A 24,752-nucleotide genomic window follows, 5' to 3' on the forward strand; every position below is an offset into this window, starting at 1 on the left:
TCAGTCTTCCCGCGTCCCGAGCAGACCCTTCGGCCTGAAGATCAGGATGAGAACCAGGAACAGGTAAGGAAGGATCGGCGCCACCTGCGAGATCGTGAGGTTGAGCAAGGGATAGCCAAACGTGCTCTCCGTCACAGCCATGCCCATCGCCCGCAGTCCGGTGGCCATGGATTGGTCCATCGCCACCGCGAAGGTCTGGATGATCCCGATCAACAGCGACGCGAGGAAGGCCCCCGCGAGCGAGCCGAGGCCACCCACGACAACCACCACGAAGATGATCGAACCGACCGATGCCGCCATCGCCGGCTCGGTGACGTAGGTGTTGCCGCCCACCACGCCGGCCAGTCCGGCGAGCGCCGCACCACCGCCGAACACCAGCATGAAAACGCGCGGCACGTTGTGGCCCAGCGCCTCGACCATCTCCGGATGCTTGAGCGCCGCCTGGATGACCAACCCGATGCGCGTACGCGTGAGCAGCAACCAGACCGACAGCAGCATCAGCAGCGCGACCAGCATGATGAACGAACGCGATTTGGGAAACTGCGTGCCGAACAGCGTGAAGAGCGGACCCTGCAACTGCGTCGGAAGCCCATAGGGCACCGTGGAGCGGCCCCACACCAGCTGCACCACTTCGAGGATGAGGAAGGACAGGCCGAAGGTCACCAGCAGTTCAGGCACATGCCCGAACTTGTGCACGCGTCGCAGGCTGTAGCGCTCGAAGGCCGCGCCCAACGCGCCCACCAGCAGCGGCGCGATGAACAATGCCGGCCAGAAGCCGATGATGCCGGAGAGCGTGTAGGCCACGTAGGCCCCGAGCATGTAGAAGCTGGTGTGCGCGAAGTTGAGCACACCCATCATGCTGAAGATCAGCGTCAGGCCAGAGCTCAGCATGAACAACAGCAAGCCGTAGCTGACGCCGTTGAGCAGCGAGATGACGAAGAATTCGACGTTCATCGGTCCTTGAGGTCACGTAGGAAAAGAAAAAGGCCCGAGTTTTGAAGTCGGGCCTCGACCGGTCAACTCCCCGCCGGGGAATCAGGGGCTCGGCCGCTTCATCTCGCACGTCGTGGGCGTGCTGGCCACGTAGGGCTCGTAGTACTTCACCGGCACGAAGGTGTAGCCCGTTCCTTCGGCGTCGATCGGGTACTTGCCGCCCGCCTTCTCCCACTTGGCAACGTAGAGGCCTTGCTGCAGCTGGTGGTCAGCCTTGCGCATCTCGACGTCGCCATTGAAGCTCTTGAAGCGCATGCCTTCCAGCGCGGCGGCCACCTTGACCGGATCGGTCGACTTGGCCTTGACGAAGGCTTCGCTCAGCATCGTCAGCGCCGTGTAGGCCGACTGCGTGTAGAGGTCTTCCTTGAACTTCTTGGTGAAGGCGGTGCCCAGGCGCTCGATCTCGCCGCCCATGTTGGCGTGGCCATAGGCCACCTGGTACACCTTGCCGGCGGAAGCCGCGCCCATGGCCGTCGGTGTGCCGCTGACGCTGCCGTAGTAGGTGTAGAACTTGACGTTGTTGAGACCGGCGTCGTTGGCGGCCTTGATCAGCAGCGTCAGGTCGGAACCCCAGTTGCCGGTGATGACCGTGTCCGCGCCCGAGGCCTTGATCTTGGCAATGTACGGCGCGAAGTCGCGCACCTGTGCCAGCGGGTGGAGGTCTTCGCCGACGATCTGCACGTCAGGCCGCTTGCGCGCCAGGTTCTCCTTGGCGTATTTGGCGACCTGCACGCCGTGCGAGTAGTTCTGGCCGATGATGTAGACCTTCTTGATGTCGGGCTGGTCCTTCATGAAGGTGGTCAGCGCTTCCATCTTCATCGACGTATCCGCATCGAGGCGGAAGTGCCAGTAGCTGCACTTGCTGTTGGTCAGGTCGGGGTCGACCGCAGCGTAGTTGATGTACAGCATTTCCTTGCCCGGGTTGCGGGCATTGTTCTTCTCCAGCGCGTCGATGATCGCCAGCGCCGCGCCCGAGCCATTGCCCTGGAACACGTAGCGCGCGCCCTGGTCCTGCGCCGAGCGCAATGCGCTCGTGGTTTCCTGCGGGCTGAGCTTGTTGTCGATGCCGATGATCTCGAACTTGACACCGGCGACGTTCTTCTTGTTGAACTCCTCGGCCAGGAACTGGTAGGTCTTGAGCTGGTTCGTTCCGACCGCGGCCATCAGGCCCGACAGCGGATCGAGCCAGGCGATCTTCACGGTTTCACCCTTCTGGGCCAGCGCGCCGGTGGCGGTGGCGACGAGGACGGCGGCGGTTGCGATTTTCAGAGCGAATTTCATTCGGTGTCTCCTGGTCATGCTGTCAGTGCGAGGCGAGGTTACAAGCCTTTGGAACCTCGCCCGTCAGGGAATGCCCGTAAGAAATCGGCCGTGGAGCCGGTTTCTATCACCCATGCGACAGAGTGCACGCCGCCCGTGCTACCCGACGGTAGGATTCGTCTCTTCAGATGCCCGGCAACTTGTAGTCGCGCAGCACCTCGCGCAGCTTGGTCTTGAGGATCTTCCCCGTGGCGCCGAGGGGGATTGCATCGACGAAAACCACGTCGTCCGGGATCTGCCACTTGGCCGTCTTGCCCTGGTAGAACGCGAGCAATTCATCGCGCGACACTTCGGAGCCGGGCTTCTTCACGACCGCGACGATCGGCCGCTCGTCCCACTTGGGGTGCGCCACGCCGATGCACGCCGCCATCGCGATGGCAGGATGCGCCACCGCAATGTTCTCGATGTCGATCGAACTGATCCACTCGCCGCCGGACTTGATCACGTCCTTGCTGCGGTCGGTGATCTGCAGGAAGCCGTCGGCGTCGATGGTCGCCACGTCGCCGGTGGGGAACCAGCCGCGCCCCTGTTCGTCCGGGATCAGCGGATCGCCGCCCTCCCCCTTGAAATATTCCTTGACGACCCAGGGCCCCTTGACCAGCAGGTCGCCGTAGGCCTTGCCGTCCCAGGGCACGTCCTTGCCGTCGCCGTCGACGATCTTCATGTCCACGCCGAAGATCGCGCGCCCCTGCTTCATGCGGATGGCGGTCTGCTGCTCCGGCGTCATCTCGAGGTGCTTGTTCTTGAGGGTGCAGAGCGTGCCCAGCGGCGACATCTCGGTCATGCCCCAGGCATGCAGGACTTCCACGCCGTACTGCTGCTGGAAGGCATTGATCATGGCCGGCGGGCAGGCGGAGCCGCCGATCACCGTGCGCTTGAGCGTCGAGAAGCGGAGGCCGTTGGCCTGCAGGTGGCCCAGCAGCATCTGCCAGACCGTCGGCACGCCCGCCGCGAAGCTGACTTTCTCGGATTCGAGGAGGTCGTACACGGACTTGCCGTCGAGCGCCGGGCCGGGAAAAACCAGCTTGGCGCCGACCAGCGCTGCCGAGTACGGGATGCCCCAGGCGTTGACGTGGAACATCGGGACCACCGGCAGCACCGAGTCGCGTGCCGACAGCATCATCACGTCCGGCAGCGCGGCCGCGTAGGCGTGGAGCAAGGTCGAACGATGGCTGTAGAGGGCGGCCTTGGGGTTGCCCGTGGTGCCGCTCGTGTAGCACATGCTCGACGCGGAGTTCTCGTCGAAGCTCGGCCAGTCGTACTCGGTCGAGCGCTGGCCCATCCAGGCCTCGTAGCTCACGAGATTCGGAATGCCGCTGTCGGCCGGCAGCTTGTCCGCATCGCACAGGGCGATCCACTTCTTGACCGTCGGGCACTTGGCATGTACCGCCTGCACCAGCGGCAGGAAGGTCAGGTCGAAGCACAGGATCTGGTCTTCGGCGTGGTTGGCGATCCAGGCGATCTGGTCGGGGTGCAGGCGCGGATTGATGGTGTGCAGGACGCGGCCCGATCCGCTGACGCCGTAGTAGAGCTCGAGATGGCGGTACCCGTTCCAGGCCAGGGTGGCGATGCGATCGCTGAACAGCAGCTGCTCGTCGTCCAGCGCGTTGGCAACCTGGCGCGACCGCGCGGCGATCTGCCGCCACGTCGAGCGGTGGATGTCGCCTTCGACCCGGCGCGACACGATCTCGGCGTCGCCGTGATGGCGCTCGGCGAACTCGATCAGCGACGAGATCAGCAGCGGTTGGTCCTGCATCAAACCCAGCATCTATGGCTCCTTCTTGAAATGGGCATCGGAAATTCTGACGACCGTGAGGTTCGCTCAACTGCGGTGCGTCACACAATGACAGAAACCCGCAGTGCGCGGATTCCCAGGGGGTGTCAGCGTCGCTAGCGCACCGAGATGCGAGCGGCGTCGAGGGTGGCGTCGAAGCTGAGCTTTGCCGGCCAGGGCGCCCAGGTCGTGCCCAGCGCGCCGGTGTTCGGATCGCCCGTGTGCAGGAAGGCGGCGACGCTCGCGATCATCGCGTCCGACAAGGCCACGCGGCCGGGCCGGTTGGCTTCGCTGTAGAGCACGCGGGAGAAGAGCGAAGGACCGAAATTGCCGAACAGGAAGGCCAGGTCGAAGGCATGCGCCGCGCCGTAGACCTCGTCCCATGGCGCGGGTGCCTGCGCCCAGTCGAATTCGTAGTGCCAGAGGTCGGACTGATGCGTCTTCAAGGCCCCGAGCAGGTTGTCCCGGCTGGCCATCATGAAGCTGTCGGTGATGCGCGCGGTCATCGCGTCGTAACCCGTTTCCGGCGTCGTCACGGGCAGGTAGGCCGGGTCGATGATGTCGGCCGGGGTCAGCGTGGTGGGCGCCTCGGGATTGAAGTCGTGCATCAAGGTGAAGCGCTTCGCGTCGTCGATCTTGAAGCCCGGTTTGCCGCCGAAGAGCGAGAGGAAAGGCGCGAAGAGCTTGCCTTCGTCCCGGGTGACGCCCACCAGCATGGGCACCCGGGCGTACCGGCCTTCGGTGATGGCGGCGATCGGGTCCGCGGGCACGACGGTGCCGTCCGGAATCGGGCCGGAGACGGTCAGTCGCTTTGCGAGCACCGTGGAAAGGATGGTTCCGGCATCCTTGGATCGCAGGTAGTCGGCGATCTGGGCGTCGGTCTGGGTGGCCGCATACGTGGCGGCGGCCTCCAGGTCCGCGGCCTTGCCGTCGGCGACCAGCAGGTTCAGCAGCAAGGCCTGGCCCTGCGCGAGATAGGCGTCGGCCGGTATCAGCGTGGGCAGGCTGCCGGGGGGCAGGTTGCTGGCCATCGAGATGCCGCCGCTCAGCGGCATGGCCTTGTGAAAGAGGCCTGTCGACAACGGGGAAGTCATCACGGCGAGCACGTTGATGGCGCCCGCCGACTGTCCCGTCAATGTGACGTTACCCGGGTCGCCGCCGAAGCTGGCGATGTTGTCCTGGATGTAGCGCAGGGTCGCGAGGATGTCGAGCAGCGCGAAGTTGCCGGAATCGCCGCCTTCCTCGCCGCCGGTGCGCAGTTGAGGAAGACGCATGAAGCCGAGCACGCCGAGGCGGTAGTTCGCGGTGACGACCACCGCGTTGGCCTTCCTCGCCAGGTTGGCGCCGTCGTAGATCGGATCGGCGGTGTAGCCCGAGATGTTGCTGCCGCCGTGGACGAAGAACATCACCGGCAGCTTCGAATCCCCGGTGGCCGGGCGCCAGATGTTGAGCGTGAGGCAGTCCTCGCTGCCGACCGGCATATTCAGCGTGCTGCCGATCGTCGCGTCGTAGGTGTTGTTGGCACCGGGGCCGAACAGGCGGCCGTTCTGGATGCAAGGTTGGCCGAACTGGCTGGCGTCCCGGATGCCCGTCCATGGCTCCGGCACGACCGGCGCACGCCAGCGGAGTTCGCCGACCGGCGGCCGGGCGAAGGGAATGCCCTTCCACCACCAGGTGCCCGAGCGGGCCGAATCGTCGACGCCCTCCACCTGGCCCTGCGCGGTGGTTCGCAGGGTCGGGCGAGACGTCGATGTCGCAGGGAGGGAATCCAGGGGTCCGGCGCTGGCTGTCATGGAGGCGCACGGTAGCACCAAACCGGCGCTCCGCGACCGCCGTTTTCACCGGGATGGCCTCCGCGGCAAGGGGTCGGGTCCCGTGCGGGACAATCGAGCCCATGAGCATGCTTGCAGACGAAGCGGAAGTGGTCGACCTGGGCCTGGGCTGGACCCCGGGGTTTTCAGCGTTGGGTCCCGGATTCTTCACCGAGATCACCCCGCGCCCCTTGCCGGATCCCTATTGGGTCGGGCGCAGCACCGCGGTGGCGCGCGAACTCGGCCTGGACGAGGGTTTGCTCCATTCGGCCGAAGGGCTGGCCGCCTTCACCGGCAACGTGCCGATCGTGGGAACGCGGCCGCTGGCCAGCGTTTACAGCGGCCACCAGTTCGGCGTCTGGGCCGGCCAGCTCGGCGACGGCCGGGCCATCCTGCTGGGCGAAACGGCCGGCGGGCTGGAAATCCAGCTCAAGGGCAGCGGCCTGACGCCCTACTCCCGCATGGGCGACGGGCGCGCGGTGCTGCGGTCCAGCATCCGGGAATTCCTGTGCAGCGAGGCAATGCACGGACTGGGCATCCCGACCACGCGCGCACTGTGCGTGACCGGGTCCGACGCCAGGGTGCGACGCGAGACGCTCGAAACCGCTGCCGTCGTCACGCGCGTATCGCCCAGCTTCATCCGCTTCGGGCATTTCGAACACTTCGCGGCCAACGGGCGCGACGACGAACTCCGCGCCCTGGCGGACTACGTGATCGACCGCTACTACCCCGCCTGCCGCACGACGGAACGCTTCAATGGCAACGCCTATGCCGCCCTGCTCGAAGCGGTGAGCGAGCGCACCGCGGCGCTGCTCGCCCGGTGGCAGGCCGTCGGGTTCTGCCATGGGGTGATGAACACCGACAACATGAGCATCCTCGGGCTCACCATCGACTACGGACCGTTCCAGTTCCTCGACGGATTCGACCCGCGCCACATCTGCAACCACAGCGACACGTCCGGCCGCTATGCCTACAACCAGCAGCCCAATGTCGCGTACTGGAACCTGTTCTGCCTGGCGCAGGCGCTGCTGCCGCTGATCGGCGACCAGGAAGTCGCGGTGGCGGCGCTGGAGTCGTACAAGACCGTCTTCCCCAATGAATTCGAGGCCCGCATGCGCGCCAAGCTCGGGCTAGTTGATTCGGCGGAATCCGACCGGGTGCTGATCGAAGGCGCGCTCAAGCTGCTTGCGCAGGAAAAGGTCGACTACACGATCTTCTGGCGCCGCCTTTCCGGGCACGTGGCGGGCGACAATCCGGATGCGGTGCGCGACCTGTTCATCGACCGCCCGGCCTTCGATGCCTGGCTGCAATCGTTTTCGGAACGCCGCGCGCAAACCCCGGCAGCACGGGCGGCGGACCTGATGCTCAAGACCAATCCCAAGTTCGTGCTGCGGAACCACCTGGGTCAACAAGCGATCGAAGCGGCGCAGCAGAAGGACTTTTCCGGCGTGTCCAGCTTGCTCGCGCTGCTCGAAACGCCCTTCGAGGAGCACCCCGGGCACGACGACTACGCCGGTTTCCCGCCCGACTGGGCCTCCACGATCGAGATCAGCTGTTCATCATGACTTCACCGATCCAGAAGACCGACGCCGAATGGAAGGCCCTCCTGGCCGAGAAAGGCGCCGAACGCGGCGCCTTCGAGGTCACCCGCCACGCCGCCACCGAGCGCCCCTTCACCGGCAAGTACGAAGCCCACTGGGAAGACGGCACCTACCATTGCATCTGCTGCGGCGCGAAGCTGTTCGAGTCGGCGACCAAGTTCGACGCCGGCTGCGGATGGCCGAGCTTCTCGCAGGAAGCCGTGCCGGGTGCCATTCGCAACATCGTCGACCGCTCGCATGGCATGGTCCGCACCGAAAATGTCTGCGCGAACTGCGGTGCCCACCTCGGCCATGTCTTTCCGGACGGTCCGACCGAAACGGGGCTGCGCTACTGCATGAATTCCGCCTCCCTGGAATTCCAGAAAAAATGAAACTCATCCTCGACTTCTTTCCGATCCTGCTGTTCTTCGGCGCGTTCAAGCTCTACGACATCTACACCGCGACCGCGGTGCTGATGGCCGGGACGGTCGTGCAGATGGCGATCATCTGGTTCACCGAGCGCAAGCTGCTGCCGATGCAGAAGGCCACGCTGGTGCTGATCCTGCTGTTCGGAACGCTCACGCTGGCCCTGCACGACGATCGCTTCATCAAGTGGAAGCCGACGGTGCTCTACGGCGCCATGGCACTGGCGCTGGCGGTCGCGCTCTGGGGTTTCAGGAAGAACTTCCTCAAGATGCTGCTGGGCGCGCAGCTCGAACTGCCGACGCAGATCTGGAACCGCCTCAACGTGGCGTGGATCGCGTACTGCCTCTTCATGGCCGGGATCAACGGCTACGTGGCCGCCTATTTCAGCACCGAGGCATGGGTCAACTTCAAGCTGTGGGGTTACGTCTTCCCGATCGTCTTCCTGGTTGCGCAGGGACTCTATATCTCGCCGCATCTCAAGTCGGACAAGCCCACGGCATGAGCCTCCCCACCACCAGCGATCTCGAGGCGCGCCTCCGCGAAGCGCTGCAACCCACGGTGCTCGAAGTGATCGACGAAAGCGCCTCGCATGCCGGCCACGCCGGCGCGAATGCGGAGGGCTACGGTACCCACTTCAGGGTGCGCATCGCTTCCCCGCTGTTCGCCGGCAAGCCCCGCGTGGCGCGCCATCGGCTTGTGTATGATGCGCTGCAACTTTTCATCGCACAGGGTCTTCACGCGATTGCCATCGAGACGCTTTGAAGCGGCTTCGATCCCCTCCCGCCCGCTCCGTGCGGCGAAAAACTCCCCCACTTTCATTCAAGCGCTTACTTCAAACACTGCGCGTTTTCTCCTCAAGGACCGAGGCTCCCCCTATGAAGAAACAGATCTTGCAGGCCTTCGCGGCCGCCGTACTCGTTGGCGCCCTGCCCATCGCTGCCCTTGCGCAGAACGCGGCCATCGTCAACGGCAAGCCGGTGCCGAAGGCACGCATGGACGTGCTGGCCCAGCAGCTCGCCGCCGCGGGTCGGCCGGTCACGCCGGAAATGCAGGACCAACTGCGCGAGGAAATCATCGCGCGTGAAGTCTTCATGCAGGAAGCCCACAAGCAAGGCCTGGACGCCTCCGACGACTACAAGAACCAGCTCGAACTCGCCCGCCAGGCCATCCTGATCCGCCAGCTCTTCGACAACTACCGCAAGACCAACGCCGTCTCGGACGCCGACGTGCAGGCCGAGTACGACAAGTTCGTCGCCGCCAACAACGGCAAGGAATTCAAGGCCCGCCACATCCTGGTCGCCACCGAAGACGAAGCCAAGAAGATCCTCGCCGACCTGAAGAAGGGCGCGAAGTTCGAGGACATCGCCAAGAAGCAGAGCAAGGACCCGGGATCGGGCGCGAACGGCGGCGACCTCGACTGGGCCGCCCCCGCGAGCTTCGTGCCCGAGTTCTCGGAAGCGATGATCAAGCTCAAGAAGGGTGAGACCACGGCTGCGCCGGTCAAGTCGCAGTTCGGCTATCACATCATCCGCGTCGATGATATCCGTCAGGCGCAACTGCCGAAGCTGGAAGAAGTGAAGCCGCAGATCACGCAGCAGTTGCAGCAGCAACGGTTGCAAAAGTACCAGGAAGACCTTCGCGCCAAAGCCAAGGTTGAATAACTGGCACTCCCCCAGGTTGGCTCACTTCGTGTAGCCGCCCACCCCCTCGCCGGGGGCAACACCGGCGGCCCGGCGAAGCCGGTCCCGCGGTGTTTCTCGAAGAAAAAAACGGCCCTCGGGCCGTTTTTTCATGGCTCAATCGGCGCGCTCAGCCGACCCATTTTCTGGCATTGCGCCAGATACGGATCCACGGGCTGAATTCGCTCTTGTCGCCTGAAGTCCAGCTCATCTGGATGTTGCGGAACACGCGTTCGGGGTGCGGCATCAGGGCGGTGAAGCGGCCGTCGGCGGTGGTCACCGAGGTGAGGCCGCCTGCGCTGCCGTTCGGATTGAAGGGATAGCGCTCCGTCGCCTGTCCGTGGTTGTCGACGAAGCGCATCGCCGCGATCGCCTTGGCCGGGTCGCCACGGTGCTTGAAGTTGGCGTAGCCCTCGCCATGCGCTACTGCGATCGGTAGCCGGCTACCGGCCATGCCGGCGAAGAACAGGCTGGGCGAATCGAGCACTTCGACCATCGACAGCCGGGCCTCGAAACGCTCGCTCTGGTTGGTCGTGAAGCGCGGCCAGGCTTCGGCGCCGGGGATGATGTCGGCCAGTTCGGCGAACATCTGGCAGCCGTTGCATACGCCGAGGCCGAAGGTGTCGGTCCGTCCGAAGAAGCCCTTGAACTGGTCCGCCAGCTTCGGATTGAAGGTGATGCTGCGCGCCCAGCCGATGCCGGCGCCGAGCGTGTCGCCGTAGCTGAAGCCGCCGCAGGCGACCACGCCCTTGAAGTCGGCCAGGTCCGCCCTGCCCGTCTGGAGGTCGGTCATGTGGACGTCGAAGGCCTCGAAGCCGGCTTCGGTGAAGGCATAGGCCATCTCGACGTGCGAGTTGACGCCCTGCTCACGCAGGATCGCGACCTTGGGCCTCGCGAGGTTCAGGAAAGGCGCTGCGACGTTCTCCGCAACGCCATCCGCCAGGCGCACGTGCCCGCCAGGGTCCTGCGGATCGCCAGCGGCTGCGTGCTCTGCATCGGCGCATTCGGGGTTGTCGCGCTCGCGGCAGATCTTCCAGCTGACCGAATCCCAGACCTGGTGCAGGTCGCTCAGGTTGGCGCTGAAGACGGACTTGGCATCGCGCCACACCTCGACCTTGCCCTTGCCCGCGTCCATGGTCGAGCTTTCGGGACGGGTCTTGCCGACGAAGTGGCTGTGGGTGCTGAGGCCGTGGGCGCGCAAGGTCTGCATGACCTCGTTGCGCTCGGCGGTCCGCACCTGGAGCAGCATGCCGAGCTCCTCGTTGAAGAGCGCCTTGAGCGTGAGTTCCTCGCGGCGGGCGCTGACCTGTCCGGCCCAGTTCTTGGCATCGCCGTATTCCGCGCGGCTGTCGCTGATGCCGTCGCCTTCGGTGACGAGCAGGTCGACATTGAGCGCCACGCCGACATGTCCGGCGAAGGCCATCTCGCACGCCGCGGCAAAAAGGCCGCCGTCACTGCGGTCGTGCATCGCGAGGATCTTGCCCTCTGCGCGCAGTGCGTTGACCGCCGAGACGAGATTGACGAGTTGTTGCGGGTCGTCCAGATCAGGCACGGTGTCGCCGCTCTGCTCCAGCGTCTGCGCCAGGATGCTGCCCGCCATGCGGTGCTTGCCGCGCCCGAGGTCGATGAGCACCAGCGTCGTGTCGGCCTCGCTGGCATCGAGCTGCGGCGTGAGCGTGCTCCGCACGTCCGCCAGCGTGGCGAAGGCGCTCACGATCAGGCTGACGGGCGACGTGACCTTCTTCTGCTCGCCGCCGTCCTGCCATTGCGTGCGCATCGACAGCGAATCCTTGCCGACCGGGATCGAGATACCGAGCGCCGGGCACAGTTCCAGGCCCACCGCCTTGACGGTTTCGTACAGCGCCGCATCCTCGCCCGGCTCGCCGCAGGCGGCCATCCAGTTGGCCGACAGCTTGACGCGCGAGAGTTCGATGGGGGCGGCCAGCAAATTGGTGATCGCCTCGCCCACGGCCATGCGGCCGGAAGCCGGCGCGTCGATGGCAGCCAGCGGCGTGCGTTCGCCCATGCTCATCGCCTCGCCAGCGAAGCCCTTGTAGTCGGCCAGCGTCACCGCGCAATCGGCCACGGGCACCTGCCAGGGGCCGACCATCTGGTCGCGGTGGCTGAGCCCGCCCACGGTGCGGTCGCCGATCGTGATGAGGAAGCGCTTGGACGCGACCGTCGGATGCGACAGCACGTCGATCGCTGCCTTCTGCAGGTCCACGCCGGTGAGGTCCAGCGGCTTGAAGCGGCGCTCGACGGACTTCACGTCGCGCAGCATCTTGGGCGGCTTGCCCAGCAGCACGTCCATGGGCATGTCGACCGGCTGCGCCTCGGCGCCTTCGTCGGCGACGAGCAACTGGCGCGCCTCGGTCGCGACACCGACGACGGAGAACGGGCAGCGCTCGCGCTCGCAGAAGGCGCGGAACTGTTCCAGCGATTCCGGCGCGATGGCGAGAACGTAGCGCTCCTGGCTTTCGTTGCACCAGATTTCCTTGGGCGCCATGCCCGATTCCTCGAGCGGAACGGCGCGCAGGTCGAAACGCGCGCCGCGGCCCGCGTCGTTCGTCAGTTCCGGGAAGGCATTGCTCAGGCCGCCGGCGCCGACGTCATGGATGGCAAGGATCGGATTCGCGTCGCCCTGCTGCCAGCAATGGTTGATGACCTCCTGCGCGCGACGTTCGATCTCGGGGTTGCCTCGTTGCACGGAGTCGAAGTCGAGCTCCGCCGCGTTGGCGCCGGTCGCCATCGAGCTGGCGGCGCTGCCGCCCATGCCGATGCGCATGCCGGGACCGCCGAGCTGGATCAGCAAGGCGCCGGCCGGAAACTGGATCTTCTTCGTCTGCCCGGCGTCGATGCTTCCGAGGCCGCCTGCGATCATGATGGGCTTGTGGTAGCCGCGCTGCACGGTGTCGCCGTCGCTGCCGATCGCCTGCTCGTATTCGCGGAAATAGCCCAGCAGGTTGGGCCGGCCGAATTCGTTGTTGAAGGCGGCGCCGCCCAAGGGGCCCTCGGTCATGATCTGCAGCGGGCTGGCGATGTGGCCCGGCTTGCCGTAGCTGCCCGCTTCCGGCCAGAGCTTCGAGACCGTGAAACCGGTCAGGCCCGCCTTCGGCTTGGAACCGCGCCCGGTGGCGCCTTCGTCGCGGATCTCGCCGCCCGCGCCGGTCGACGCACCGGGGAAAGGCGAGATCGCCGTCGGATGGTTGTGCGTCTCGACCTTCATCAGCACATGGCTCAGGGCGGCCTGCTTCCGGTAGCTGCCCGAATCCGACGCGGCTACGAAGCGTTCGACCTCCGTGCCTTCCATCACCGACGCGTTGTCGGCATAGGCGATGACCGTGTGCTGCGGACTCTGGCGCTCGGTGTGGCGGATCATCGAGAACAGGCTCTGCGGCTGCGCCTGGCCGTCGATGATGAAGTCGGCGTTGAAGATCTTGTGGCGGCAGTGCTCGCTGTTGGCCTGCGCGAACATCATGAGTTCGACGTCGCTCGGGTTGCGGCCGAGACGGGTAAAGGCGTCGACCAGGTAGTCGATCTCGTCTTCGGCCAGCGCGAGGCCGAAACTCTTGTTGGCCTCGACCAGCGCCGCGCGGCCGCCGCCCCGCACGTCGACTTGCGCCATCGGCTGGGGTGGGAGTTCGGCGAAGAGGCTGGCGGCCTGGTCGAGCTGGGCGAGGACCGACTCGGTCATGCGGTCATGCAGCAGGTCGGCAATGGCGGCGAGCTTGTCGCCATCCAGCGTGGCGGTCTTGCCCAGGGCCTTGTCGAGCAGGGGCGCCTTCAGGGTCAGATGGTATTCGGTGACCCGTTCCACACGGCGCAGCGCGAGGCCGCAGTTGTGAGCGATGTCGGTCGCCTTGGAGGCCCAGGGCGACACGGTGCCCAGCCGCGGCGTGACGACGATCGTCGGGCCCGGCTTGCCCGGCGCCACGAAAGGCTCGCCATAGCCCAGCAGCGCGGCGAAACGCTCGCGCCCTGCCGCATCCAGCGCCGATTCGGTGACGACCAAGTGCACGAAACGGGCTGCCAGGCCCTCGATGCGCGGGTCGACCGCCTGAAGGCGGGGCAGGAGCTGCCGGGCCCTGAATTCGCTGAGTGCGCTGCCGCCCTCGAAGAAAGTCACCACGGGTGCGGGATGGGAAGACGGGTTCACGGGCAACGTCACAGTCGGATCGGCCGCTCGGCCGCGTTGAGAATGAAGAGAAAGAGGCGGCAGCCGCTGACTGGGGCCATCCGCGCTAACCCTGAATTTTAGCGGCCTCGATGGGATAATTCCGGGCATGAGCATTACCTACAAAGACGCCGAGGGCGTGGCCGGCATGCGCGTGGCATGCCGCCTCGCCTCCGAAGTGCTGGACTACATCACGCCCCACATCAAGCCCGGCGTGACCACGAACGAAATCGACAAGCTCGCCCACGACTACATCACGCAGGTGCAGGGCGCCATCCCGGCCCCGCTGAACTACATGGGCGCCAGCACGGTGCCCTACCCCAAGTCGATCTGCACCTCGGTCAACCATGTCGTCTGCCATGGCATCCCGAACGACAAGCCGCTCAAGAAGGGCGACATCGTCAACTGCGACATCACGGTCATCAAGGACGGCTGGCACGGCGACACCAGCCGGATGTTCGTCGTCGGCGACGCGTCCATCGCGGCCAAGCGGCTGTGCAGCTTCACCTATGACGCCATGTGGCACGGCATCGTCAAGGTCAAGCCGGGCGCCCGGCTGGGCGACATCGGCTTCGCGATCCAGCGCTTTGCTGAAAGCAACGGCTTCTCGGTCGTGCGCGAGTTCTGCGGCCACGGCATCGGCCGCGGCTTCCATGAAGAGCCGCAGGTGCTGCACTACGGCAAGCCCGGGACGCTCGAGGAACTCAAGCCCGGCATGACCTTCACCATCGAGCCGATGATCAACGCCGGCAAGCGGGACATCAAGGAAGACGCCAAGGGTGGCCAGTACGACGGCTGGACCATCGTGACGCGCGACCATTCGCTGTCGGCGCAGTGGGAGCACACCGTGCTGGTCACCGAGACGGGCTACGAAGTGCTCACGCTGTCGGCCGGCAGCCCGCCGCCCCCCGCTTTCGTCAGCGCCGCGTCTTGACGCGGGGCCAGCCTCCCAGGGCGCTCGAGGTGGACATCCCATCGTTGCGTGACGCCTACCGCACGCACAAGCTGGCGCTGTTCGACCAGCTGCGCAGCGCGCGTGCGCCCACGCGCAGCGTCCATACGGTGCTGCGCCAGCTCGCGGCCCTGTCCGACGAGACGCTGAGCGCGCTCTGGGCGGACGCCGGCTTTGGCAACCAGCTCGCGCTGGTCGCGGTCGGCGGCTTCGGGCGGGGCGAGCTCTTCCCGTATTCGGATGTCGACGTCCTGCTGCTGTTGCCCAAAGACCATGGCACCGACATCGAACCCAGCCGACTCGAAGCCTTCATCGGCCATTGCTGGGACGCCGGCCTGGAGATCGGATCGAGCGTGCGCACAGTCTCGGAATGCCTGGCCGAGGCGGCCAAGGACGTGACGGTCCAGACTTCGCTGCTCGAATCCCGCCTGATCGTCGGCGACAAGAAGCTCTACGCCGCGTTCCGCAAGAGCTTCCTCGCGGCCATCGACCCGCAGGCCTTCTTCGCCGCCAAATCGCAGGAGATGCGGCACCGTCACCAGAAGTTCGAGAACACGCCCTACGCGCTCGAACCCAACTGCAAGGAATCACCGGGCGGCCTGCGCGACCTCCAGACCATCCTCTGGATGACGAAGGCCGCCGGCTTCGGGAACCGCTGGGACGATCTCGCCAAGAACGGCCTGGCCACCACCTTCGAGATCCAGCAGATCAAGCGCAACGAGGCCCTGCTGAGCCTGATCCGCGCGCGCCTGCACGTGACCGCCAACCGACGCGAGGACCGGCTGGTGTTCGACCTGCAGACCGCCGTGGCCGCCACGTTCGGCTATGTCGGCGAATCGCAGCGCAAGGCGAGCGAGGCGCTGATGCGCCGCTACTACTGGGCGGCCAAGGCCGTCACGCAGCTCAACCAGATCCTGCTGCTCAACATCGCCGACCGGCTGCAGCCGCAGGCCGAGGAGCCGACGCCCATCAACGAGCGCTTCTACGAGAAGGGCGGGCTCATCGAAGTCGCGAGCGACGATCTCTACATCAAGAATCCGCACGCGATCCTCGAGACTTTCCTGCTCTACCAGAAGACCATCGGCGTCAACGGCCTGTCGGCCCGGACGCTGCGCGCGCTCTACAACGCGCGCCACGTGATGGACAGCAAGTTCCGCAACGACCGCGAGAACCACGTGACCTTCATGCGCATGCTGCTGCAGCCGCGCGGGATCACGCATGCGCTCCGGCTCATGAACCAGACGTCGGTGCTCGGGCGCTACCTGCGCGTGTTCCGCAGCATCGTGGGGCAGATGCAGCACGACCTGTTCCACGTCTACACGGTCGACCAGCACATTCTCATGGTGGTCCGCAATGTGCGGCGCTTCTTCATCGCCGAACATGCGCACGAGTATCCGTTCTGCTCCCAGCTCGCGGCCGGCTGGGACAAGCCGTGGATCCTGTACATCGCCGCGCTGTTCCACGACATCGCCAAGGGCCGCGGCGGCGACCATTCGACCCTCGGGGCGCGCGACGTGCGGCGCTTCTGCCGGCAGCACGAGATTTCGCGCGACGACACGAAGCTGATCGAGTTCCTCGTTTCCGAGCACCTCGTGATGAGCCAGGTCGCGCAGAAGCAGGACCTGGGCGATCCGGAAGTCATCAGCGCCTTCGCCCGGCGCGTCGGCAACGAGCGCTACCTGACGGCCCTCTACCTGCTCACCATCGCCGACATCCGGGGCACCTCGCCGCGCGTGTGGAACGCGTGGAAGGGAAAGCTGCTCGAGGACCTTTACCGCTATACCTTGCGCGCCTTCGGCGGCCGCATGCCCGATCCGGGCGCGGAGATCGAGTCGCGCAAGCGCGAGGCCCTGGTGCAGCTCGCGCTCCACGCCGAGCCCCTGGACTCGCACCGGGCGCTCTGGGAGACCCTCGACGTCGGCTACTTCATGCGCCACGACGCGTCCGAGATCGCATGGCATGCCAGGCAGCTCTCGCGCCACGTCCCGCATCCGGGCGTGCCGATCGACCCGCATACGCCGCCGCTCGTGCGGGCCCGGCTGTCGCCGGTCGGCGAAGGCCTGCAGGTCGCGGTCTACACGCCGGACCAGCCCGACCTGTTCGTGCGCATCTGCGGCTACTTCGACCAGTCGTCGTTCAGCATCCTGGATGCGAAGGTGCACACCACGAGCAACGGCTTCGCGCTGGATACCTTCCAGGTGGTCACCACCTTCATCCCCGAGCACTACCGCGACCTGATCAACATGGTCGAAGCCGGCCTGACCAAGACGCTGAGCGAAGCGGGGCCCCTACCCCCACCGAGCAAGGGTCGCGTGTCGCGCCGTGTGCGGAGCTTTCCGATCAAGCCGCGCATCAGCCTGCTGCCCGACGAGAAGGCGCAGCGCTGGCTGCTCAGCATCTCCGCGAGCGACCGCGCAGGGCTGCTGTACTCGGTGGCGCGCGTGCTGGCGCGGCACCATCTGAACCTCCAGCTCGCCAAGATTACGACGCTGGGCGAGCGCGTCGAGGACACGTTCCTGATCAGCGGGCCGGAACTGCAGGGGCAGCGCGCGCAACTCGCCATCGAGACGGAACTGCTCGACGCGCTGGCGGCCTGAGGAGTCGGCCTTGGATGCGACGCCGCTGCGCCTGAATCCCGGCGACGATCTGCGCCGCGCGCTGGATGCGGCACTCGCCTCGCAGGCCTGCGAGGCCGCATTCGTCGTCGCGGGAATCGGTAGCCTGAGCACCGCGCGCCTGCGCTACGCCGGCGTCGACGCGCCCGACTTGCTCGTGGGCAACCTGGAAATCCTCACCCTCTCGGGCACGCTGACGCCCCAGGGCTCGCACCTGCACATGAGCGTGTCCGACGCGGAAGGCCAGGTTCACGGTGGTCACGTCGCGCCGGGCTGCATCGTTCGCACGACCGCCGAGTTGCTGGTGGCGTGGCTTCCCGAATGGCGCTTCTCTCGCGAATTCGATACGGCAACCGGCTATCCCGAACTGGCCATCCGCAAGTCCGACGGCGCTTAGTCGCGCCCGGCCGCCAGCCGCCGCTCCAACCACACGCTGTAGCGCGACAGCCCGAAGCACAGCACCCAGTACACCAGCGCGATGAAGAGATAGCCCTCGAGGTAGAACGGCCGCCAGGTCGGATCGCCGCCAAGGGCGAGGCCCAGCGCACCCGTCAGCTCGAACAGGCCCACCACGGTGACGAGCGAGGTGTCTTTCAGCGTGCCGACCACGCTGTTGGTCAGCGCCGGCACCACGAGGCGCAGCGCCTGCGGCAGGATGATGTCGCGCTGCACGGGCCAGCGGCCGAAACCCAGCGCCATGGCGACCTCCGTCTGGCCCCGTGGCACCGCCTGCAGCCCGCCACGGATGATCTCGGCCAGGTAGGCCGCGACGAACAGCGACAGGCCGGCGAGCACGCGCAGCAGCACGTCGGGCTGCCATCCCGCGGGCCAGAGCAGCGGCAACAGGAACGAGGCCATGAACAGCACCGAGATCAGCGGCACGCCGCGCACGAGTTCGATGTAGGTCGCGCAGAGCGTGCGAACGACCGGCCACTGCGACCGCCGACCGAGGGCGAGCAGAAGCGCCAGCGGAAAAGCCATCGCAAGGCCGACGACCGCCAGCCCGATGGTCAACGGCAGTCCGCCCCATCGATTTGTCGGCACGAAATCCAGGCCGAGAACGCCGCCACGCATCAGCACGACGAACAACCCGAGCGCCACCACCCAGAGCGGCAGCAGCCACCACCGCCATGAGCGCGGCCAGGCGCTGAGCATGGTCGTCAGCGACAGCACGGTGACGGCGATCGCGGGCCGCCATTGGTCCTCGTACGGATACCGCCCGAACAGGATCGGACGCCACTTCTCGGCGACCACGCCCCAGCACGCCCCGTGCTGCACCGCGCGGCAGGCGTCGGCATCGGGACGGAACACCGCGTGCAGGACCGCCCACTCCACGGCGTGAAAGCCGGCCCAGGCGAACAGGACGATGAGCGCGACCGTCGACGCGATGCGCAACGGCGATCCCCACAGTTCCTGCCGCCATGCGATGGCCGGACGCGCCGCGCCGATCATCGCCATCCCCTCAGCGCAACGCGCGCGTTGTAGCGGTTCATGCCGCCTGAGATCAGCAGCGACAGGACGAGGTACACCCCCATGATCACGGCGATGCACTCGAAGGCGCGGCCCGTGGAATTGAGCGAGGTATTTGCGATGGACACCAGTTCCGGATACCCCACCGCCACGGCCAGCGAGGAGTTCTTGGTCAGGCTCAGCAACTGGTTGGTCAGCGCGGGAACGATCACGCGCAGCGCCTGCGGCATCACCACCAGGCGCAGTTGCTGCCACGGCGACAACCCCAAGGCCTGCGCCGCGAGCTTCTGGCCCTGCGACACGGACGTGATGCCCGCCCGCACGATCTCCGCCACGAACGAAGCCGTGTAGAGCCCCAGCGCGATCACGACCGCGAGGTATTCAGGGCTCAGCGCCGCGCCGCCGCTCACGTTGAAGCTGCCGCGCTCCGGCCATTCAAAGTGGCTGGGCCAGAAGGCGCCCTCTTCCCTCACGGGCCATGGCATCGACAGCCCGTCCTTGCTGAGCCAGAAGTCGGGCAGCAGTTCGAGCGGCTCGGTCGAATCGGGGAGCAGTTGGGTGAGCGCGAAGTACAGCATCAGCAACTGCACCAGCAGCGGGATGTTGCGTATCGTCTCGACATAGGCCCCGCACAGGCCCCGCACCAACACATGGGGCGCGAGGCGGCCGATGCCGATCAGCGTGCCCAGCAGGACCGCCATCACGGCGGCAGGGATCGCGGCGCGAACGGTGTTGATCAGGCCCGCAAGGAACGCGCGCCAGTAGGGCTGGCCGGCGTGGAAGTCGAGCCAGCCCTCGGAGATTTCGAAACCAGCCGGCTGCAGCAGGAAGTCGAAGCCGGAACGCACGCCGCGTGCACGCAAGACTTCCAGTGCATGGTGCACGAGCCAGAAAGCGCCCCCGACCACCGCGGCAATCAACAGCGCCTGAGCCGCCCAGGCGAGCCAGACGGCGCGGCGCCCGTCGGGCGCCCCTGAACTCATCGAACGGGCAATCCGTACATCAGCCCGCCCTTGTTCCAGAGGTTGTTCGATCCACGCGGCAGCTTGAGCACCGACTTCGGCCCGACGTTGCGCTCGAAGACCTCACCGTAGTTGCCCACCGCCTTGATCGCACGGTACGACCAGTCCTTGTCCAGGCCCAGGAGCTTGCCGAGGTCATCGCCGGTGCCGACCAGGCGCTGCTGCGCCGGATCCTTGCTGCTGGCCTTGAGCTCATCGATGTTGGCCTGGGTGATGCCGAACTCCTCGGCCTCGATGAGCGCGTTCGGCACCCACTTGGCGATGGCGAACCATTCGTCGTCCCCGCGACGCACCAGCGGCGCCAGCGGCTCCTTCGAGATCAGTTCGGGCAGGATCACGTAGTCGTCCGGATTGGGCGCTTCCTTGTTGCGCAGGCCCGCAAGTGCGGAGGTGTCCGTGGTGAAGGCTTGGCAACGGCCGGCGAAGAAGGCCTTGAACGAGGCCTCGAAGCTTTCGAACACAACCGTCTTGACCGGGATGTTCTGTGCCTTGAAGTAGTCGGCGACGTTCTTCTCGTTGGTGGTGCCCGACTGCGTGCAGATCGTCGCGTTCTTGAGTTGCTTGGCGCTCGTCACCTTGATCTTCTTCGGCACCAGGAAGCCCTGGCCGTCGTAGTAAGTGATGGTCGTGAAGTTGAAGCCGAGCGATGCGTCGCGTGTCAGGGTCCAGGTGGTGTTGCGCGCGAGGATGTCGATCTCGCCGGCCTGGAGGGCCGAGAAGCGCTGCTGCGAGTTGAGGGGAACGAACTCCACCTTCTTGCCGTCGCCCAGCACCGCCGCGGCGATGGCGCGGCAGGTGTCGACGTCCAGCCCGGACCAATTGCCCTGCGTGTCGGGCGCCGAGAAGCCGGCCACGCCATTGGTCACGCCGCACTTGACGGTGCCGCGCTGCTTGACGGCGTCGAGCGTCTTGCCGGCGAAGGCGGGTGCGGCGACAAGGGCCAGCGTGGCGGCGACGGCGGCGAGCGCCGGGCGGATGCGTTGGTTCATTCGGGGATCCTCTTCTCTCTCGGTGTGTAGGCAGCGGGCAGTTTACGGGCCGGCGCCGGAGTCTGCCAAGGAGCCACGGGTTCGAAGCAAATTCTGAAAGGGGTCGCTCCAATCGACCACAATCGCGCCTGTTTTTTCAAACTGAAAGGCTTTCAACATGATCCGTTCCGATGACACCGGCAAACTCGTCCTGCGCCTGGCGCTCGGCATCCTGATCCTGCTCCACGGCATCAGCAAGCTCAGCACGGGCGTCGGCGGGATCGAGGGGATGATCACCTCTCACGGTCTGCCGGGCGCGCTGGCCTACCTCGTCTACATCGGCGAGATCGTGGCGCCGGTGCTGATGATCGTCGGCATCTACACGCGGCCCGCCGCGTGGATCACGGTCATCAACATGCTGGTCGCGATCTGGCTGGTGCACCTCAAGGACATCGGGAACCTCGGCAAGAGCGGCGGCTGGGCGCTGGAACTGCAGGGCATGTTCCTGTTTGCCGCCTTGGCACTGGCATTCCTGGGCGCCGGACGTTTCAGCGTTGCAGGCACCAGCGGAAGGTACAACTAACCCCCAGGCTCGCGCACTTCGTGTCGCTCTCCACCCCCTTTCAGGGGGCAATCCCTACGGCCCGGCGGAGCCGGTTCCGCGGGGTTCCTGGGACCACCCCCAGGCTCGCGCACTTCGTGTCGCTCTCCACCCCCTTCCAGGGGCAATCCCTACGGCCCGGCAGAGCCGGTTCCGTGGGATTTCTGGGTTGGCTGCCTCGGGCTAACTCAGTCGTCTTCGGCGGCGTCGAGGCCTGGGAAGAGGATGTCGGTGTAGCCGAAGCGCGAGAAGTCGCGCATGCGCATCGGGTACAGCTTGCCTAGCAGGTGGTCGACCTCGTGTTGCACCACACGGGCGTGGAAGCCGCTCACTGTGCGATCGATGGGGTCGCCGTAGGGGTCGAAGCCGGTGTAGCGGATGTTGGCGAAGCGCGGCACGACGCCGCGCAGGCCGGGCACGGAGAGACAGCCCTCCCAGCCTTCCTCTTCCTCGACACCGATGGGCGTGATGACCGGGTTGACCAGCACGGAGCGCGGCACGATGGGCGCGTCTGGGTAGCGTGGATTGACTGTGTCGGTGCCGAAGATCACGAGTTGCTGGTCGACGCCGATCTGCGGCGCGGCCAGCCCGGCGCCGTTGACGGCTCGCATGGTCTCGAACATGTCCCGCACCAGCAGGTGCAGCTCGTCGGTGTCGAAGGCGGCGACCGGCTGTGCGATGCGCAGCAAGCGAGGGTCGCCCATCTTGAGGATTTCGCGGATGGCCATCGCGGGATTATCGCGGCGCTGCGTCCGGCGAGGCCTGGTGCTTTTATCGCCGGCCGCCGCCGCGGCCGCCACCGTAGTAGCCGCCTCGGGCATAGACACCGCCGCCGTAGTAGCCGGCGCGACCGTAATAGCCTCCGTGCCCGTAGTACCCGCCGTAGTAGCCGGGCCGGCCGTAGTAGCCACCCCAGTAGGCCGGGCGCCCGTAGTAGCCGCCCCAGTAGCCGCCGCCCCAACCCCAGTAGTTGCCCCAGCAGCATCCCCCGCCCACATAGAGCGAAGGCGACACGACCACCGGGCCGGGCTCGACGTAGTACGGATAGCCGCTGCTGGTGTAGTAAGGGCCCGGCGCCACGCAGCCGCCGAGAAAAGCGGTGGCGCCGATGGCGATGCCGGCTGACAGAGAGCGAATCCGGTTCATTCGAGCCTCCTGGGTCATCTTCCTGCTCAACGGGTCGCGAGCGGCGCTGTTGACAGGGCAATTCCCGAAGGCTCTACGGTAGACCTTTTTCGAGAATCTCGAGCATCTGCGCTTCGTCGATCACCGCCACGCCCAGGTCGCGCGCCTTGTCGAGCTTGCTGCCGGCTTCGGCACCGGCCACCACGTAGTCGGTTTTCTTGCTCACGGAGCCGGCCACCTTGGCACCGGCGGTTTCAAGTTTGTCCTTGGCCTCGTCGCGGCCCAATGTAGGAAGCGTCCCGGTGATGACGAAGGTCTTCCCCGCGAGCGGCTTCGGCGCCCGCTCGGCCGGCTCGCCCTCTTCCCAGTGGACGCCACAGGCGCGAAGCTGCTCGACCACTTCGCGGTTGTGCGGCTGGTCGAAGAAGGTGCGCACGCTGGTGGCGACCACCGGCCCCACGTCGTTCACTTCGAGCAACTGCTCTTCGGTCGCGTCCATGATCGCGTCGAGCTTGCCGAAGTGCCTGGACAGGTCCTTCGCCGTGGTCTCGCCGATATGCCGGATACCGAGGCCGAACAGGAAGCGCGGCAAGGTGGTCTTCTTCGACGCCTCCAGCGCATCGACGATGTTCTTCGCCGATTTGTCCGCCATGCGATCGAGGCCGGCCAGCGTGCTGAAGCCGAGCTTGTAAAGATCCGGCAGGGTGCGGATCAGGTTGGCGTCGACCATCTGCTCGACCAGTTTGTCGCCCAGACCCTCGATGTCGAGCGCACGCCGCGCCGCGAAATGGAGGATGGCCTCCTTGCGTTGTGCGCCGCAAAAGAGGCCGCCCGTGCAGCGGTAGTCGACCTCACCCTCCTCGCGCACGGCGTCGGAGCCGCAGACCGGGCACTTGTGCGGCATGGTGAACACCGGGCCGCGCTGGTCGTCCGGTCGCGCGGCGCTCTCGGGCAGCACGCCCACCACCTCGGGGATGACGTCGCCCGCGCGCCGAACGATGACTGTGTCGCCCACGCGCACATCCTTGCGCCGCGCCTCGTCCTCGTTGTGCAGCGTGGCGTTGGTCACCGTCACGCCGCCGACGAACACCGGCGCCAGCTTGGCCACCGGCGTGAGCTTGCCGGTACGGCCTACCTGCACCTCGATCGCCAGCACCTCGGTCAGTTGTTCCTGTGCCGGGTACTTGTGCGCCACGGCCCAGCGCGGTTCGCGCGAGACGAAGCCGAGCTGGCGTTGCAGTTCGACGCTATCGACCTTGTAGACCACACCGTCGATGTCGTAGGGCAGCGCGTCGCGCTGGCGTCCCATCGTCTCGTGGAAGGCGATCAGCTCGATCGCGCCACGCGCGCGCGTGGTCTGCGTCGCGACCGGGAAACCCCAGGCATGGAACTGCTGGAGCCAGTCGAACTGCGTCGGGCAATCCGGACCGCCCTGGTCAGGCGGCGTGACCTCGCCGAGCCCGTAGGCGAAGAAGCTCAAGGGCCGCGCGGCGGCGATGGCGGGGTCCAGTTGGCGCACCGCGCCGGCTGCCGCATTGCGCGGGTTGACGAAGACCTTCTCGTTCTTCTGGCCCGCCGCGATCTTCTCGCGCTGGCGCTCGTTGAGCGCATCGAAGTCGTCGCGCCGCATGTAGACCTCGCCGCGCACTTCAACGACGGGCGGAATCTCCGACGGCTTGCCCTGCAGCCGAAGCGGGATCTGCTGGACCGTGCGGATGTTCTGCGTGACCTCCTCGCCGACTTCGCCGTCGCCGCGCGTCGCCGCCTGCACCAGCACGCCGTTCTCGTAGCGAAGATTCAGCGCCAGTCCGTCGAACTTGAGTTCGCAGACGTATTTCACCTGCGGCGCGTCCTCGGCCAGGCCGAGTTCCTTGCGCACGCGCGCATCGAAGGCGCTCGCGCCGGCGGGGGTGATGTCGGTCTCGGTACGGATCGACAGCATCGGCACCTTGTGGCGCACCTTGGTGAAACCGTCGAGCGGCTTGCCGCCCACGCGCTGCGTCGGCGAATCGGCCGTGCGCAGTTCAGGGAATTCGGCCTCGATCGCCTGCAGGCGCTGGAAGAGCTTGTCGTACTCCGCGTCAGGCAACTCGGGCGCATCGAGCACGTAGTAGAGATGGGCGTGGCGATGCAACTGCTCGCTCAATGCGGCCGCTTCGCGCGCTGCGTCTTCCTGCGTAGTCTTCATAAAGTGTCGATCCGTCAATGTACCCAATTCAAGGGATACCGCGGAACCGGCTTA

Annotated in this window: 20 protein-coding genes; 9 read left to right on the top strand and 11 right to left on the bottom strand. The window is 66.3% G+C overall.

Features of this window, described 5'->3' with window-relative positions; genetic code table 11:
* The 4 genes from ACSFBL_RS21365 to ACSFBL_RS21380 all read right to left on the bottom strand — a co-directional run bounded on the left by ACSFBL_RS21365 (window position 1) and on the right by ACSFBL_RS21380 (window position 5,880).
* Window positions 1-954, bottom strand: a complete 954-nt coding sequence (locus ACSFBL_RS21365) for a branched-chain amino acid ABC transporter permease (RefSeq protein WP_435517826.1) — start codon at window positions 952-954, stop codon at window positions 1-3.
* Between the two features lie 81 nt (window positions 955-1,035).
* Window positions 1,036-2,274 (bottom strand): branched-chain amino acid ABC transporter substrate-binding protein, encoded by a 1,239-nt coding sequence (locus ACSFBL_RS21370; protein WP_435517827.1) that lies wholly within the window; start codon window positions 2,272-2,274, stop codon window positions 1,036-1,038.
* A gap of 163 nt (window positions 2,275-2,437) precedes the next feature.
* Entirely contained in the window at window positions 2,438-4,081 is a 1,644-nt protein-coding gene (locus ACSFBL_RS21375) for a 3-(methylthio)propionyl-CoA ligase (RefSeq protein WP_435517828.1), read from the bottom strand.
* Window positions 4,082-4,203: 122 nt separating this feature from the next.
* Window positions 4,204-5,880 (bottom strand): carboxylesterase/lipase family protein, encoded by a 1,677-nt coding sequence (locus ACSFBL_RS21380; RefSeq protein ID WP_435517829.1) that lies wholly within the window; start codon window positions 5,878-5,880, stop codon window positions 4,204-4,206.
* A 101-nt stretch (window positions 5,881-5,981) separates the two neighbouring features.
* On the opposite strand from ACSFBL_RS21380, the gene ACSFBL_RS21385 reads away from it, so the two are divergent.
* The 5 genes from ACSFBL_RS21385 (at window position 5,982) to ACSFBL_RS21405 (ending at window position 9,565) form a co-directional block, all read left to right on the top strand.
* Window positions 5,982-7,463, top strand: a complete 1,482-nt coding sequence (locus tag ACSFBL_RS21385) for a protein adenylyltransferase SelO (protein WP_435517830.1) — start codon at window positions 5,982-5,984, stop codon at window positions 7,461-7,463.
* Window positions 7,460-7,870, top strand: coding sequence for a peptide-methionine (R)-S-oxide reductase MsrB (msrB, locus tag ACSFBL_RS21390; RefSeq protein ID WP_435517831.1), 411 nt, complete (start codon window positions 7,460-7,462; stop codon window positions 7,868-7,870). The genes ACSFBL_RS21385 and msrB overlap by 4 nt, the downstream gene beginning before the upstream one ends.
* Window positions 7,867-8,406 carry a septation protein A gene (locus ACSFBL_RS21395; RefSeq protein WP_435517832.1) on the top strand — a complete coding sequence of 180 codons (540 nt, stop codon included), beginning with the start codon at window positions 7,867-7,869 and terminating at the stop codon, window positions 8,404-8,406. The genes msrB and ACSFBL_RS21395 overlap by 4 nt, the downstream gene beginning before the upstream one ends.
* Complete coding sequence (locus ACSFBL_RS21400; protein ID WP_435517833.1) at window positions 8,403-8,666, top strand: BolA family protein; 264 nt, start codon at window positions 8,403-8,405, stop codon at window positions 8,664-8,666. The genes ACSFBL_RS21395 and ACSFBL_RS21400 overlap by 4 nt, the downstream gene beginning before the upstream one ends.
* Window positions 8,667-8,779: 113 nt before the next feature.
* Window positions 8,780-9,565 (top strand): foldase protein PrsA, encoded by a 786-nt coding sequence (locus ACSFBL_RS21405; protein ID WP_435517834.1) that lies wholly within the window; start codon window positions 8,780-8,782, stop codon window positions 9,563-9,565.
* Window positions 9,566-9,713: 148 nt separating this feature from the next.
* Here the strand turns inward: ACSFBL_RS21405 and purL are convergent, their stop codons facing one another.
* The gene (gene purL / locus ACSFBL_RS21410; RefSeq protein WP_435517835.1) at window positions 9,714-13,739 is read right to left on the bottom strand and encodes a phosphoribosylformylglycinamidine synthase; all 4,026 of its coding nucleotides are present in this window, start codon (window positions 13,737-13,739) and stop codon (window positions 9,714-9,716) included.
* Between the two features lie 127 nt (window positions 13,740-13,866).
* Between purL and map the strand changes: the two genes are divergently transcribed.
* The 3 genes from map to ACSFBL_RS21425 are packed head-to-tail and all read left to right on the top strand — an operon-like array spanning window position 13,867 to window position 17,721.
* Complete coding sequence (map, locus tag ACSFBL_RS21415) at window positions 13,867-14,691, top strand: type I methionyl aminopeptidase (protein WP_435517836.1); 825 nt, start codon at window positions 13,867-13,869, stop codon at window positions 14,689-14,691.
* A gap of 29 nt (window positions 14,692-14,720) precedes the next feature.
* Window positions 14,721-17,306 carry a [protein-PII] uridylyltransferase gene (locus ACSFBL_RS21420; RefSeq protein WP_435517837.1) on the top strand — a complete coding sequence of 862 codons (2,586 nt, stop codon included), beginning with the start codon at window positions 14,721-14,723 and terminating at the stop codon, window positions 17,304-17,306.
* Window positions 17,307-17,316: 10 nt separating this feature from the next.
* Window positions 17,317-17,721 (top strand): PPC domain-containing DNA-binding protein, encoded by a 405-nt coding sequence (locus tag ACSFBL_RS21425; RefSeq protein ID WP_435517838.1) that lies wholly within the window; start codon window positions 17,317-17,319, stop codon window positions 17,719-17,721.
* Here ACSFBL_RS21425 and ACSFBL_RS21430 read toward each other — a convergent pair.
* Genes ACSFBL_RS21430 through ACSFBL_RS21440 form a run of 3 tightly spaced genes read right to left on the bottom strand, consistent with a single transcriptional unit; the run spans window position 17,718 to window position 20,805 of the window.
* A complete protein-coding gene (locus ACSFBL_RS21430; RefSeq protein ID WP_435517839.1) occupies window positions 17,718-18,776 on the bottom strand; it encodes an amino acid ABC transporter permease in 1,059 nt (352 codons plus the stop codon). The genes ACSFBL_RS21425 and ACSFBL_RS21430 overlap by 4 nt on opposite strands.
* Complete coding sequence (locus tag ACSFBL_RS21435; protein WP_435517840.1) at window positions 18,773-19,777, bottom strand: amino acid ABC transporter permease; 1,005 nt, start codon at window positions 19,775-19,777, stop codon at window positions 18,773-18,775. Before ACSFBL_RS21435 ends, ACSFBL_RS21430 begins: the two co-directional genes overlap by 4 nt.
* On the bottom strand, window positions 19,774-20,805 hold the full coding sequence (locus ACSFBL_RS21440) for an amino acid ABC transporter substrate-binding protein (RefSeq protein ID WP_435517841.1): 1,032 nt from the start codon (window positions 20,803-20,805) through the stop codon (window positions 19,774-19,776). The genes ACSFBL_RS21435 and ACSFBL_RS21440 overlap by 4 nt, the downstream gene beginning before the upstream one ends.
* Before the next feature lie 157 nt (window positions 20,806-20,962).
* On the opposite strand from ACSFBL_RS21440, the gene ACSFBL_RS21445 reads away from it, so the two are divergent.
* Complete coding sequence (locus tag ACSFBL_RS21445) at window positions 20,963-21,367, top strand: DoxX family protein (RefSeq protein ID WP_435517842.1); 405 nt, start codon at window positions 20,963-20,965, stop codon at window positions 21,365-21,367.
* Window positions 21,368-21,573: 206 nt separating this feature from the next.
* Here the strand turns inward: ACSFBL_RS21445 and def are convergent, their stop codons facing one another.
* From def to ligA, 3 genes are all read right to left on the bottom strand, one after another.
* On the bottom strand, window positions 21,574-22,113 hold the full coding sequence (gene def, locus ACSFBL_RS21450) for a peptide deformylase (RefSeq protein WP_435517843.1): 540 nt from the start codon (window positions 22,111-22,113) through the stop codon (window positions 21,574-21,576).
* A gap of 43 nt (window positions 22,114-22,156) precedes the next feature.
* Window positions 22,157-22,531: a hypothetical protein gene (locus tag ACSFBL_RS21455; protein WP_435517844.1), complete on the bottom strand. Its 375-nt coding sequence runs from the start codon at window positions 22,529-22,531 to the stop codon at window positions 22,157-22,159.
* Between the two features lie 73 nt (window positions 22,532-22,604).
* Entirely contained in the window at window positions 22,605-24,698 is a 2,094-nt protein-coding gene (gene ligA, locus ACSFBL_RS21460; protein WP_435517845.1) for an NAD-dependent DNA ligase LigA, read from the bottom strand.
* Between the last annotated feature and the right edge of the window lie 54 nt (window positions 24,699-24,752).

It is taken from the genome of Variovorax glacialis (genome assembly GCF_051216375.1).
Lineage (GTDB): Bacteria > Pseudomonadota > Gammaproteobacteria > Burkholderiales > Burkholderiaceae_C > Variovorax.